Consider the following 14,198-nt stretch of genomic DNA (forward strand, 5'->3'; position numbering starts at 1 on the left):
ATAACTATGAACGTTTCTCTTATATTAATTATTCTTTTAGTTGGTGCCTTTATCACCTATTTTGCTGGTGACAAACTCGCTTCAAAAGTAGCTTTGTTCTTTAGTTTGGCAGCCTTAGGTTGTTCGGTTGTATTGTTAAACCATTTTAATGCTGGTGAGAATATCAGCCTTATCAATGCGTGGATCACACAACCTAAAATTTCATTTGCTCTAAATGCTGATGGATTGGCACTTGCAATGCTTTTATTGACTACAGCTTTGACTCCAATTATTATATTCTCTTCTTTTGGAAATGAATATAAAAACTCAAAAGCTTTTTATGCTCTGATTTTATTTATGGCGTTTGCAATGACAGGGACTTTCCTTGCTGCAGATGGTCTTTTATATTATATTTTCTGGGAATTAGCTCTTATCCCTATTTATTTTATTGCTCTTATCTGGGGTAATGGAGATGCTGAAGAAAGAAGAAAAGCAGTAGTTAAATTCTTTATTTACACACTTGCCGGATCTTTATTCATGTTGACTGCTTTTATTTATTTATACCAAAAAGCAGGTAGTTTCTTAATTGAAGATTTGTACAAAGTAAACTTATCTGCTTGTGAGCAACTTTGGATTTTCTTAGCATTCTTCTTAGCTTACGCGATTAAAATTCCAATTATTCCTTTCCACACATGGCAGGCAAATGTATACCAAAAAGCACCAACTGTTGGAACAATGCTTTTGTCCGGTATCATGCTTAAAATGGGATTATACAGTGTTATTCGTTGGCAATTGCCAATTGCACCTCTTGCTGCAAAAGAATACATGAATATTTTTATTGCTTTAGGAATTGCCGGAGTTATCTATGGTTCTATCGTTGCATTAAGACAAAAAGATCTGAAAAAATTACTGGCGTATTCATCTCTTGCTCACGTTGGATTAATTGCTGCCGGAACTTATACTTTAACTATTGATGGTTTCCGAGGAGCAGTTTTACAAATGATCGCGCATGGTTTTGTGGTTGTTGGATTATTTTATGCTGCAGAAATTATCTACAGAAGATTTGAAACCAGAGAAATTGCAGAATTAGGCGGAATCCGTACACAATCTCCAAAATTTACTTCTATGTTTTTAATTTTGGTTTTAGCTTCTGTTGCTTTGCCAACTACTTTTAATTTTGTTGGAGAATTTACTGTATTGTATAGCCTTTCTCAAATTAATATTTGGTTTGCTGTTTTAGGCGGAACAACTATTATTTTAGGAGCTTACTATATGCTGAAAATGTTTCAAAACGTAATGTTGGGCGAAACCAATTCAAAAATATTTGCAGACGTTACTATGAATGAAGGAATTTCTATGGTAGCAATTATTGGAGTTTTGATATTCTTTGGTTTTTATCCAAAACCAATTACAGATTTGATTACTCCAAGTTTAGAAACGATTTTAAACGTTATCAATAAAAATTAAGATTTTAGAATAATGATTAACGATTTTTGATTTCAGATTTTTCCGAAACTTAAAAAGTTAAGTATTAAAAAATAAAAATATATTTTAAATAAAATAAATTAGGGCGTTTTAGATTTCCTAAATCAAAAAAACAAAAATGAATACATTAATAGCTATAACAGGATTGGGTATTTTTTGCCTATTGTTTGAAATTCTAAATTTTAGAAAGGGCATCGTTCCGTTTACCATTGTTGGTTTATTGGGCGTTTTAGCACTTAACTTTTACGAATTTGGATTAACAGCAAGTTATTACAATAATATGATTGCAGTAGATAAATTCTCAACTGCTTTTTCATCATTATTTATCATACTGACGATCTTCCTGGTAGCTTTAAGTCATAATTTTTACGAGAATCATCCAACTAAAATCTCTGATTTTATTGCCATAAAAGTATTTTTATTAGCAGGAGGAGTTGCTATGGTTTCTTTTGGAAACTTAGCTATGTTTTTCCTTGGAATTGAGATTTTATCAATTGCATTATACGTGCTTGCAGCAAGCGACCGCTTGAATATAAAAAGCAATGAAGCGGGTATGAAATATTTCCTAATGGGATCTTTTGCCTCAGGAATTATCTTATTCGGAATTTGTTTGATCTACGGAGCTATGGGAACTTTTGATATTACAGAAATTCACGAAAGCTCTTTGTCTGCCGAATTGCCAATCTGGTTTCCAATCGGAATGATCTTAATGACTATCGGAATGCTGTTTAAAGTTGCAGCTGTACCATTTCACTTCTGGGCACCTGATGTTTACGAGGGTTCGCCAGCTTTAACTACTGCCTTGATGAGTACTTTGGCAAAAGTGATAGCAATTGCAACACTTTATAAATTAGTTGCCGGATTAAATTTAATCCCGTCTTTAGAAAATCAGGATCTTTTAGGAACATTCGAAAATATTATTGTTATCATTTCAATTGCTTCTATGACAGTTGGAAACATAATGGCATTACGCCAGGTAAATGTAAAACGTATGTTAGCATTTTCCGGAATCTCACATGCAGGTTTTATGTTAATGACCTTCTTATCTATCGCAACATCTGCAGGTACTTTATTGTATTATACATCTGCTTATGCTTTAGCGGGAATTGCGGCTTTTAGTGTTATTTTATATGTATGCAAAAATCAGGACAACGAAGACATTACTAATTTTCACGGTTTAGGAAAAACAAATCCGTTGTTGGCTGCAATTTTGACTGGTTCATTATTGTCTATGGCCGGTATTCCTATTTTCTCAGGATTCTTTGCAAAATTATTCTTGTTCAATCAAACCATTCAGGCAGGATATATTGCTTTAGTTATCGTAGCAGTAATTAACTCCATTATAAGTGTTGGATACTATTTCAAACTTATTTTAGCAATGTACTCTAAAGAACCTAATGAAAAACGTACAGGAAAACCATTCCTTATTTATGCAGTTGCTGTTATTTCGATTGCTTTAAATATTGCTTTAGGTTTATTTCCTTCATTAGTTTTAGATTTATTGAAGTAAAAATTTACTCAAATTATATACTAGTCCATCAAGATTTTTTTTGATGGACTTTTTATTTATACCCGCTTTTATAGCCCAAAAAATCATGTTAAAAATTTAACTCAAATCATTAGACTTCAAAAAAACTCCATATATTTGGGTTCAATTAAATGTATTAAAACTATGGCCTTCAATTCAAACAACCCATTTTTAAGCAACAAGCGTTTTTCATCAAATGCTGTTTCAAAAACTGAACAAGTACATCAGGCACAAATTATTGATTACAATCAGGAAATGACTGTGTCAGGCACTATTAATAAAACAGCTATTTTGTTTTTAATTTTATGCGGATCTGCAATGATAACATGGTGGATGGCATTTAACCAGATGAATGTGATGTTACCAGCAATGGGTGGTGCTATTGTTGGATTAATTTTAGTTATAATTTCGGCTTTCAAACCACAATACTCCCCTTATCTTGCACCAGGTTATGCATTATTTGAAGGATTGTTTATTGGTGGAATATCAGCAATTTTTGAAGCAATGTATCCTGGTATTGTAATTAATGCCGTTGGAGCAACTCTGGTAACTTTTTTAGTTTGCCTAGGATTATATAAATTTAAAATCGTTAAAGTTACAGAGCAATTTAAATCAGTTGTTGTAGCTGCGACTTTAGCAATTGCAACCTATTATTTAATTTCGTGGTTATTCTCGATGTTTACCAGCTTTACTCCTGTTCATTACGGAAATTCAATGATGAGTATCGGAATTAGTGTTTTTGTAATTATCGTTGCTGCTTTGAACTTATTTTTAGACTTTGATCTTATCGAAAAAGGGGCTCAGCAAAAAATGCCAAAATTCATGGAATGGTACGGTGCTATGGGATTAATGATAACGTTAGTATGGTTGTATATTGAATTCCTTCGACTTTTACTTAAATTATCCAAAAAATAGTTTTTATCACCTTATATAAGTTAAGCCTTTTTGAAATTCAAAAAGGCTTTTTTTATATCGTTTATATAATTATATCTTCTTCTATTCTTATTAAAAAGACGATTTTACAGCTCATAAATATTTCTTATAATTCTAGCCCTTTCTTCTTTTATTTAAAGAAATTTTCTTTTCTAAATCCTTTTAAAATTCCTGAATAAAAGAACTATTCAGGGATAAAAAACACATTGCCTGATAGCACAAAACGAGCAACTTAGAATACTTTTCTTTCAAATAAATGAAATAAAGTGTTTTCTAAAGTAAAATTATCTGTTTACTCAGCTTGTTAAAATAGTTATTAAAAATACAAGAAAAACATTTCAAAAAACCTGCCAACCCCTTATTTTTATCAATATGTAATAAATTACATTTTGTGCAATTTATTACATATTCAATAATTAAAATAACTTTTTTTTATATTATGTGTTTTTTATTTCTAAAATAATCATAATTCAAAAATTATATATATTTTTGTGTAATCGATTACAATTTCAACACTTTTCAGTTTAGGAATTTAGATCACAAAAAACCACAAACTAAACAACCTTAAAAAACCACTAACCATGAAAAAAAAACTACTTTATCTCATTTTGCTATTTGCTTCTATACAGATAGCAGCACAGCAGATAACTTTTACCGAATCTTCAGGCTGGCTAGAGTCAGCTTTTGTAAAATGGACACCACTTTCCGGTGCTGACAGTTATAATGTATATTATACAGGAGGAGGTCAGACAAACAAGAAAATTGACAATGAACTCATACGCAGTTATGGCTCTTATTTCCGTGCTGATGTACCGGGAATTGCAGCCGGAAATTATACGATTACAGTTAAACCAGTAACTGCTGGTGTAGAAGGAACAGGATCAACAACTTCAAGCTTAACAGTACTCTCACAAGATCGAAATGGTTTTGCTTTTGATGGCGGACGTGTACCGGGAGGTTACAAGGCAGACGGAACCCCAAAAGACAATGCTGTTATACTTTACATTACTCAAAACACAAAAAATACGATCTCAATGAATATCACAGGAGCCAGTGCAAATCCATGTATTGGCTTACAAAATATCCTTTATGGAATAAAAAAAGGAAAAGATACACGCCCGTTCATTATTCGATTAATCGGAAATATTACAGATATGACTGTAATGGAAGGCGGCGATATTACAATTGAAAATGCAAATAACGCTAATAGTTATCTTACCATAGAAGGTGTTGGTAATGATGCTGTTGTAAACGGAATGGGTATAAGACTTAAATCAGCATCAAACATCGAAGTAAGCAATCTGGGTTTTATGAATTGCGACAGTACTGCTGGTGACAATGTGGGCTTACAAGACAAAAACGACCACGTTTGGGTTCACAATTGCGATTTATTTTATGGCAATGCCGGCTCTGATGCTGATCAGATAAAAGGCGACGGAGCAATGGACAATAAAGGCTCTACTTATGTTACTTTTTCATACAATCACTTTTGGGATAGCGGAAAATCAAGCTTATTAGGCTTAAGTGAAAACACGACAACTGGCTTGTATCTAACCTATCATCACAACTGGTTTGATCATTCAGACTCACGTCATCCACGTGTTCGTTTTTACTCTGCTCATATTTACAATAATTACTTTGATGGTAATTCAAAATATGGCTCAGGAGCCACTATGGGTTCATCCTTATTTATAGAAAGCAATTATTACCGCAACAGTAAACGCCCTATGATGGTTTCTTTGCAGGGAACTGATGTTTGGGATGAAACAACTCAAAAAAATATTCCCGGCAACGGAACTTTCTCAAGCGAAACAGGCGGATCTATAAAAGCATTCAACAATATTTTTGATGCAGATATTGCCACTAATACTATGCGTTTTGTAGCTTATGGCGACACTAATCCTCTATACAATATTTCCGGAAAAATTAATTCTACTACTGATTTTGATGCCTATGTGGTTGCAAATCGCGGAGATTTGGTTCCGGCTACTGTAAAATCATTTTCAGGAGCAAATGTGTATAACAACTTTGATACAAATGCTTCTTTGTATGTCAAAAATCTTGTAGTAGAATCACCTGCTGATGCAAAGATTAAAGTGACACAATATGCTGGTCGCGTTTCAGGAGGTGACTTAAAATGGACTTTTAATAATGCTGTTGATGACACCTCTTCTGCTGTAAATTTACCCTTAAAAGCAGCACTTACAAACTACACTTCAACCTTAGTAGCTGTTCAAGGAGAAACACCAGCAGTAGTAAGCAGTCAAACTCTAACCACGGACACTGACAATAACCAAACCGTAAGCGCAAGCACCGCAATTGAACCTATGATTTTTACCTGGGGAGGCAGCGCTACCGATGTTACAGTGACCGGATTACCAGCATTTGGAATAAGTTTTGTAAAAAACGCCACAGATAAAACAATTACAATTTCCGGAACTCCAACTGCCAGTGTATCGTATTCGATAGCCACAAGCGGTTCAAGCGGATCTCCAGTTACCTCAACGGGAACAATTACATTAGAAGGTACAGCAACTCCTCCTCCAGGAGATCAGATCCATAATTTTACACTTTCTGGGTCAAGCAGTACTTTCTATACCATTACCGGTAATCTGGCTACTAACAAAGGAACTGTTACATACAATAGTCTAACATTAACACAATGTTTAAAACTAGAAACAGCAACTATGATAACTTACACCACCACTCTGCCAAGTACACTCACTCTTGTACTGGTTGAAGCTGCCGGAACTGCAAAAATAGACGGAACCAATTATACCGCTACAGCAGGAATAATTACTGTAAATCTTCCTGCAGGAAATCATACCATTGCTAAAAAAGATACAGCAAATTTATTCTACATAAAAACAGCTTATAGCGGTACGCTAGGACTAGACCAAAACTTTGAACCGAATAAAATGATTATTTACCCAAATCCTGTTTCGAATCAAATGTATATTTCCGCTGATAATATTCAAAAAATTGAAATTTACAATCTTCTTGGAACATTAGTAAAAACAGCCGAAAAAGATGCTGAATCAATTGACCTGAGTCATCTGGCTTCTGGCAGTTATATAGTAAAAGCAACAACAGACCAAGGCATCATAACCAAAAAGATTATCAAAAAATAATTCAACTCCGATAATACATTTTACAAAGGCTTCCAAATTGGAAGCCTTTTTTTCATTTATAACTATACTATCTTCTTACATGTCGCAACAAAAGCAGAATCAATATTCAACATCATAAAATTTACACCTAATCCATTCTCAAATTGACCGCAAATATTTGTCTAAAAATAATTATTTAATAAAAACTTATTGTCATATAGTTTTAAAAAATAACTTTTTTCCTACTTTAAAAAGAATGCTGTTAAAAAAAATTTTAATGGTCCAAAATCAAGATTATCTACCTTCGTTTTTAAATTTCTTCATCATCAAAACATAACAAAAACAAGACCTGATGCGTTTTTCTTACATTATGTAATAAATTACATTTGATGCAATTTATTACATAATACATAATTTTATATATAATTTTTTATAGTTAATTTAATTTATTTCACAAAAAATCAATAAATTTCAAAATATTATATATTTTTGTGCAATCGATTACAATTAACCAGGTAATTTCGATACCCTAAATAACCACAAAAATTTTATTAACTAAAAAACCACAATTATGAAAAAAAACCTACTTCTTCTGAGCTTCCTGCTTGTCAGCATTCAGATTTGGTCACAACAAATTCAAATTACAGAATCTTCAGGCTGGTTAGAGTCGGCTTTTGTAAAATGGCAGCCTTTAAGCAATGCTCAAACCTACAATGTTTATTATACGGGTAATGGTTTAGTCGATAAAAAAATAGACGATCAGCTTATCCGTAGTTATGGCTCTTATTTTCGCGCTGATATTCCGGGATTAAAAGCAGGAACTTATACCGTTAAAGTAAAACCTGTTATTTCAGGAGCTGAAGGAACGGGATCTACTACAAGTAACTTAACTGTTACGGCCCAGGATCGCAATGGATTTGCTTTTGACGGAGGTCGCGTTCCAGGAGGCTATAATGCAGATGGAACTCCAAAAACCGGCGCTGTTATTCTTTACATTACCCAAAATACTAAAAATACAATCTCAATGGACATTACAGGTGCCAGTGCTAATCCGTGTGTTGGTTTACAAAATATCTTATATGCCATCAAAAAAGGAAAAGATACACGTCCGTTTATTATCCGTCTAATCGGAAATATTACAGATATGACAGTAATGGAAGGCGGAGATGTTGTAATTGAAAATGCCAATAATGCATCAAGTTACGTGACCATAGAAGGTATAGGAAATGATGCAGTTGCTAATGGCTGGGGTGTACGACTTAAATCGGCTTCGAATATTGAAGTTAGTAATCTCGGTTTTATGAATTGCGACAGTACTGCCGGTGACAATGTTGGAATGCAACAGGATAACGATCATATCTGGGTACATAACTGTGATTTATTTTATGGAAATGCTGGCAGTGATGCTGATCAGATCAAAGGTGACGGAGCTTTGGATAACAAATCTTCTACCTACATCACTATGTCTTATAATCACTTTTGGGATAACGGAAAAGCAAGTTTATTAGGATTAAGCGAAGGCACTACAACCGGTTTGTATGTCACCTATCATCACAACTGGTTTGATCATTCGGATTCGCGTCATCCCCGGGTTCGTTATTACTCAGCACACATTTACAACAATTATTATGATGGTGTAGCAAAATATGGTGCAGGATCAACAATGGGGTCATCGCTTTTTGTTGAAGGAAATTATTTCCGTAATAGTAAGCACCCAATGATGACTTCTTTACAGGGAACTGATATTTGGGATGAAGCCAATCAGGTAAACAATGCCGGAACTATGGGAACTTTCTCCGGTGAAGCAGGCGGATCAATTAAAGCTTTTAATAATACTTTTGATGCTTCAAATGCAACAAACAATATGCGTTTTGTAGCCTATAATGACCCAAATCCTCTGTATAACATTTCAGGTAAAATCAGCTCCACTACTGATTTTGATGCTTATGTAGCGACAACACGAGGAGAAACCGTGAGCAGTAGTGTTAAGTCTAAATCAGGCGCAAACATCTATAACAACTTTGACACAAACGCAGCATTGTATGTAAAAAACTTAGTTGTAGATCAGCCGGCAACTGCAAAAACAAAAGTAATGCAATATGCAGGACGTGTTTCCGGTGGAGATTTAAAATGGACTTTTAATAATAGTGTAGACGATGCATCGTCTATTGTTATTACAGCATTAAAATCTGCACTTACCAATTATACGGGCTCACTGGTTGCTGTACAAGGCGAAGGAAATCCGCCGGCAAGTACACAAACACTTACATCTACAAGCAACAATAATCAGACGGTAGCAAGCGGAACAGCAATAAGTTCAATAGTTTTTACCTGGGGCGGCAGTGCAACAGATGCTACAGTAACAGGATTACCAGCTTCCGGAATTAGTTTTGTAAAAAATACAACTGCAAAAACCATTACCATTACAGGAACTCCAACTGCTACACTATCTTATTCTATTACTACAATTGGAACAGGAACAACAGCCACAGGTTCAGGAACGATTACAGTTACAACTGCCGGCAATCAAACATTAAGTTCTACGTCCAATAACAATCAAACGGTAACCAGTGGAACCGCTATTAGTTCTATCGTTTTTACATGGGGCGGCAGTGCAACAGATGCTACAGTAACAGGATTACCGGCTTCCGGAATTAGTTTTGTAAAAAACACAACTGCAAAAACTATCACTATTACAGGAACTCCAACTGCCACAGTCTCTTACTCTATCGCTACAACCGGAACAGGAACAGTTGCTACAGGATCAGGAACGATAACTGTAACGCCAAGCAATCCAGGTACAGATCAGATACATAATTTTACTACTTCCGGAAAAACAAGTACTTTTTATAGCATTTCAGGAAACATGAATTCTACACCCGGATCTGTAACGTATGCTGGATTAACATTAACAGAGCGTTTGAAAATCGAATCAAGTACTTCGATTACTTACACAACAGCAAGTGCTTCAACATTGACTTTAGTTTTCGATTCTAATTTTACCGGAACGATTAAAGTAGACAATGTTTCGTACACCGCTTCTGCCGGAATCGTTACAGCTTCAATAGCTTCAGGTTCTCACACTATAACTAAAGGATCAGTTGGTAATTTATTTTATATAAGTACAAAATACAGTGGCGGTACTTCAAAAATGGCTCAAACCGCACAAATAAGTGAGGCACCGGAAGTAACTGAAACAGCTAAAATAATTCTATACCCAAATCCTGTTAGCAATACCTTATACTTATCAAATTCAAGTCAAAATATTAAACAGGTTTTGGTTTACAATTTGTCTGGCATATTGGTTAAAAGTGCCGGAAAGGACACAGAAAGTATTGATTTTAATCAACTGGCTCCCGGAACTTACTTAGTAAAAGTATATACTACCGAAGGTTCGTTTAATCAAACTATTCTAAAAAAATAAATCTAATCTTAAAACTAAAGGCTTCCAAAATCCGGAAGCCTTTTTTTATACATTATGATCTAAATTTATCTTTTTCTATTACGAAATTCTTCCTGTTCGCTCATTTTTGCACGTTCATGAAATAATTTTTTAATCGTTTCAAGATTGAATAAAACAAACAGAAACATTGCGATAAAAATCGTGATCCAACTGTAGAGAATCTTTACACCTGAAACATCTAAAGCCACTACATAAAAAATAATGGTAGGCAAAATCGCTACCAGCAATGTTAACCCTAAGGATAACATAAGCGGGTTAATAAAAAAACTATTCACGCTATTAAAGCCAAGTTTTCTAATGAACATTGCAACAAATACCAAAGCCACAAGGCTAAAAATAATTCCTGCAAAACCATAGATCAAAATCTGATCTCCAAGGTTATTAATTTTAGTCTCGTAACCAAAAAAAGTATTAAAACTGAATCCCGTCATACTTTTTATCTTCAGGTGTAACATCAAACAATGATTGTGCTTTATACCCCATTATCTTAGCTAAAATAAAATTAGGAAACTCCTGAATCCCCACATTGTAAAGGTTCACACTGTCATTAAAAAACTCACGTCTGTCTGCAATTTTATCTTCCATCTGGGAAACTCTTTTTTGCAGCTCTACAAAATTATTATTGGATAACAATGTTGGATAATTCTCTGAAACTGAAAAAAGGTTTTTCATTGTTTTAGAAAACTCATTAGCATTATCAATTTTTTCTTCTACCGTTTTAGCATTCAGAAAATCTGTTCTTAATTTGGTCAGATTTGTAAGCATATCTGTTTCATGTTCCATAAACTTAGAAGCTACCTTAACCAATTCAGGAACTTCATCAGCCCGCTGCATCAAAATAACATCGATATTTCTAAATGCTTTTTCGTTATTATTTTTGAGCATTACGAGTTTATTATAAATTCTGATAAAAAAATTGAAAAATATAATCAACAGAAGTAATCCGGCAATTAATGCAATGTTTTGAACAGTCATATTTCTTTAATTTAAAATGATATAAATGAGTATAAGCGATATAAAAAACAAAGTCGCTAAAAAAGAATCAAGCAATGGTTTATATTTATTTCTAAATGAAATCTCTCTGGGCATTGCAATACCAAAAACATCATCCGTATTTCCTTTTCTGATTATTACATTACCATTGTCTGAAGCAGCGTAGCCTATCAAAAGCATATAATCATCTTTTTTCAGGTAAGTTTCGCTATATCTTGTTTTTCCGCCTTTTTGATTGTCGATCCTGTCAAAATAATACTCCAGTCCTTCCCCATCTACTGTTACAGAACCGGTTTCGTCTTTAATCTTAAACTTTCCTGTTTTAAGTTCTGTAAAAATGGTACTATAAGTCGTTCTTCCGTCATCATCAGGTGCGCTTTCTTTCTCTATTTTATAATAATATCCAATACAGGGCTTATTAAAATAAGGCGATATGATGGGTTCAATTTCTTCTAAATCTCCTACAATCTCAACTTGTCCCATTGCTATAGCATCAATTTTTGAAGTTGGCAAAATAGATTGCAACCTCATAAACTTGCTCTTTTTACCTGGGAAAAATATATTACTAACTACAATAAAACCCGGAATAATGAGAAAAAGAAGTTTCAGATTTTCATTTTTTGCCAGATAGATAAAAGCTCCAACAATACAAATCAAAACAAATATTCCAAGAATCCTCTTGCTCCATGGTGTTTTTTGGATATTATGCTTTTGATTGAATTTTTCCCTTTCTATTCTTTCTTCTCTACTACTTCGAATTCCCGAGAAGATTATTCCAATAATTGCAAATAAAAAAACCGACGCAAATAGAAACAAAATAACTGCAAACGGATAGGCAGGATTTACCATAAAACTTAGACCTACAAGCAATGGGCATAACACAAAAAACAGCCAGTTGGGAAATTTCAAATTAAACAAACCTGAAAAAATTACCGTTTGAAACAAGGCAATTCCCAAACTGAAAAGCATCAGGAAAACAACTTCGGCTCCATCTGTTTTATTCTGAGTAAGAAAAGCAAGAAAATCATTCATAGTTTAAAAGGTTACAATCTGTTTTACTGAAGAAATCTTTAAAATACAATTTCGACTTCGTGCGATAACAATTTACGAATCTTATTTCTTTCTATATCAGAAATTGGATTATGACTTAAATCAAGACCAATAAGTTTCTGCAATTTATTGATTTCGAGCGGAATTTCATGAATCTCATTCTGACTTAAGACAAGAAATTTCAGGTTCCTGAATTGTAAAATTTCTTCCGGAAACTGACTTAATTTTTTATTGGACAAATCTAATTCGACCACTAAATCTGGTTTTACTTTTGCCGCTTCTAAGTCGTAAAAAGTTGATTTTTCTTTTTTATCTTCTTCTTTATTTCTACTCAAAAGACCAAAGCCTGCCAAAATAAGTACTGCTACAAAAAAGATGCATAAAAAAGCTACCCAAATTGGATCTTCGTTTTTTTCTGTTGTAAAAAGCCGCTGATAAACATAATAAGCCATTCCGAAAAACAGCGTTAAAAACAACCCCAGAAATATAATATAAAGTAAATACTTAAAAATAGTAAAAATGAGTTTTTTGACATTGGTTGTATTTTTTGCAAAAACAAAATAAAGAATTAATGCCAGCACCAAAACCCAAAAAATGAGCAGTCCAATTTTAGCTGTTGTGTTTCCGTTTTCGATAATTGAAAAAGTAAAAGAAGCCGGAAACAGTAATATAAACCAAATAATAAGCGTTGTAAAACCAACAGAAATACAGCCTGATTTACTCTCTTTACCAGAAGATTTAAGCCAAAAATAAGCCAGTAAAAACGATAACAGAAGCAATCCTGTAAATCCATATCCGGCAGGTGTAAGCCCGCCTAAAAAAATTAAACTCATTTTCATTTTTTTATTTACCAATCTGCCTGCGGAAGATTTCTCAGCACGCTATCCGGATCATCATCCACAAAAAGCTGCTGTCTTTTTAATTTAAAGTTTTTAATTTTATGTGTACTTGGCATGCTATCCTTTATCATATCAGTCAATTCCATATCTGCAACTCCCGAAATCAAATTATAATTGACTGATATTTGAGAACCTGCCCCAGCATTAAAAGTATGGACCCCTACCAGAACCAATTTATTGTCTATGTATTTATAAACTGTTTCCCGGGTACCTACAGCTCCAATTCCCTGAAGCCTCACGTGAAGCATTTTGTTTTTATCAATATCAACACTTTCGTAATCATATATTTTATTATCATCATACGAAATCTCAGGACTTAATGCATTCCATGATGTTTCTTTCAGGATATAATCTCCTGTTTTTTGCTTAACAAGAAATAGCGCCGGACGCAGATCTTTTGGATCATTTTTATTTTTTAAAACAATTACGATATCTTTCAGTTGGTCATCATTTAAAAAACCTTCAGCCTGAAATTGTATTTCATAAGGCTTGATCACGAAGTCTTCAGCTTTTTTTCCTGTTTGGGGGAAAGTGGGTAGTACGCCACTATCTGTGATTTCATTTTCTTCTTCAGTCGCAGCTGTGTCTGACGGTTTTTCTGTTTCTGCATTTTTAATTTCTGAAACTTTTACAGACTCTTTTTTACAGCTTAAAATAAAAACTACAAGAATTATGGAGAGTATTTTATATTTCATTTATAAAAAGTTAAAAAGCAAATCTAAATAATTTACTACAAATTTTGCATAAAAAAAGCCACT

At 33.6% G+C, this 14,198-nt stretch carries 10 protein-coding genes; 5 read left to right on the forward strand and 5 right to left on the reverse strand.

Translation table 11 applies throughout. From position 1 onward, the window contains the following. Window positions 1–6 precede the first annotated feature (6 nt). From A4F88_RS05340 to A4F88_RS05360, 5 genes are all read left to right on the forward strand, one after another. Window positions 7–1,446, forward strand: coding sequence for a complex I subunit 4 family protein (locus A4F88_RS05340; RefSeq protein ID WP_068841530.1), 1,440 nt, complete (start codon window positions 7–9; stop codon window positions 1,444–1,446). 136 nt (window positions 1,447–1,582) lie between these two features. Next, complete coding sequence (locus A4F88_RS05345; RefSeq protein ID WP_068841531.1) at window positions 1,583–2,974, forward strand: NADH-quinone oxidoreductase subunit N; 1,392 nt, start codon at window positions 1,583–1,585, stop codon at window positions 2,972–2,974. A 162-nt stretch (window positions 2,975–3,136) separates the two neighbouring features. Next, entirely contained in the window at window positions 3,137–3,907 is a 771-nt protein-coding gene (locus tag A4F88_RS05350) for a Bax inhibitor-1/YccA family protein (protein WP_068841532.1), read from the forward strand. Between the two features lie 599 nt (window positions 3,908–4,506). Then, window positions 4,507–7,056 (forward strand): pectate lyase family protein, encoded by a 2,550-nt coding sequence (locus tag A4F88_RS05355; RefSeq protein ID WP_068841533.1) that lies wholly within the window; start codon window positions 4,507–4,509, stop codon window positions 7,054–7,056. A 550-nt stretch (window positions 7,057–7,606) separates the two neighbouring features. Next, complete coding sequence (locus A4F88_RS05360; protein WP_068841534.1) at window positions 7,607–10,459, forward strand: pectate lyase family protein; 2,853 nt, start codon at window positions 7,607–7,609, stop codon at window positions 10,457–10,459. Window positions 10,460–10,524: 65 nt separating this feature from the next. On the opposite strand, the gene A4F88_RS05365 is transcribed toward A4F88_RS05360, so the two are convergent. From A4F88_RS05365 to A4F88_RS05385, 5 genes are read right to left on the reverse strand one after another with little or no spacing between them, the layout of a single operon-like run. Beyond that, window positions 10,525–10,929: a hypothetical protein gene (locus tag A4F88_RS05365; protein ID WP_068841535.1), complete on the reverse strand. Its 405-nt coding sequence runs from the start codon at window positions 10,927–10,929 to the stop codon at window positions 10,525–10,527. After that, window positions 10,910–11,473, reverse strand: a complete 564-nt coding sequence (locus A4F88_RS05370) for a LemA family protein (protein WP_068841536.1) — start codon at window positions 11,471–11,473, stop codon at window positions 10,910–10,912. The genes A4F88_RS05365 and A4F88_RS05370 overlap by 20 nt, the downstream gene beginning before the upstream one ends. Window positions 11,474–11,479: 6 nt before the next feature. Then, window positions 11,480–12,523, reverse strand: coding sequence for a hypothetical protein (locus A4F88_RS05375; RefSeq protein ID WP_068841537.1), 1,044 nt, complete (start codon window positions 12,521–12,523; stop codon window positions 11,480–11,482). 38 nt (window positions 12,524–12,561) lie between these two features. After that, a complete protein-coding gene (locus A4F88_RS05380; RefSeq protein ID WP_162268784.1) occupies window positions 12,562–13,374 on the reverse strand; it encodes a leucine-rich repeat domain-containing protein in 813 nt (270 codons plus the stop codon). 14 nt (window positions 13,375–13,388) lie between these two features. Beyond that, window positions 13,389–14,135, reverse strand: coding sequence for a hypothetical protein (locus tag A4F88_RS05385; RefSeq protein ID WP_068841539.1), 747 nt, complete (start codon window positions 14,133–14,135; stop codon window positions 13,389–13,391). Window positions 14,136–14,198: the final 63 nt, after the last annotated feature.

Origin of the sequence: Flavobacterium chilense (assembly GCF_001602525.1) — a bacterium.
Classification (GTDB): domain Bacteria; phylum Bacteroidota; class Bacteroidia; order Flavobacteriales; family Flavobacteriaceae; genus Flavobacterium; species Flavobacterium chilense.

Excerpts from the sequence above, each read along its gene's own strand:
- A4F88_RS05340 (WP_068841530.1), top strand. The coding sequence starts at position 7 with ATGAACGTTTCTCTTATATTAATTATTCTTTTAGTTGGTGCCTTTATC.
- A4F88_RS05345 (WP_068841531.1), top strand. The coding sequence starts at position 1,583 with ATGAATACATTAATAGCTATAACAGGATTGGGTATTTTTTGCCTATTG.
- A4F88_RS05350 (WP_068841532.1), top strand. The coding sequence starts at position 3,137 with ATGGCCTTCAATTCAAACAACCCATTTTTAAGCAACAAGCGTTTTTCA.
- A4F88_RS05355 (WP_068841533.1), top strand. The coding sequence starts at position 4,507 with ATGAAAAAAAAACTACTTTATCTCATTTTGCTATTTGCTTCTATACAG.
- A4F88_RS05360 (WP_068841534.1), top strand. The coding sequence starts at position 7,607 with ATGAAAAAAAACCTACTTCTTCTGAGCTTCCTGCTTGTCAGCATTCAG.
- A4F88_RS05365 (WP_068841535.1), bottom strand. The coding sequence starts at position 10,929 with ATGACGGGATTCAGTTTTAATACTTTTTTTGGTTACGAGACTAAAATT.
- A4F88_RS05370 (WP_068841536.1), bottom strand. The coding sequence starts at position 11,473 with ATGACTGTTCAAAACATTGCATTAATTGCCGGATTACTTCTGTTGATT.
- A4F88_RS05375 (WP_068841537.1), bottom strand. The coding sequence starts at position 12,523 with ATGAATGATTTTCTTGCTTTTCTTACTCAGAATAAAACAGATGGAGCC.
- A4F88_RS05380 (WP_162268784.1), bottom strand. The coding sequence starts at position 13,374 with ATGAGTTTAATTTTTTTAGGCGGGCTTACACCTGCCGGATATGGATTT.
- A4F88_RS05385 (WP_068841539.1), bottom strand. The coding sequence starts at position 14,135 with ATGAAATATAAAATACTCTCCATAATTCTTGTAGTTTTTATTTTAAGC.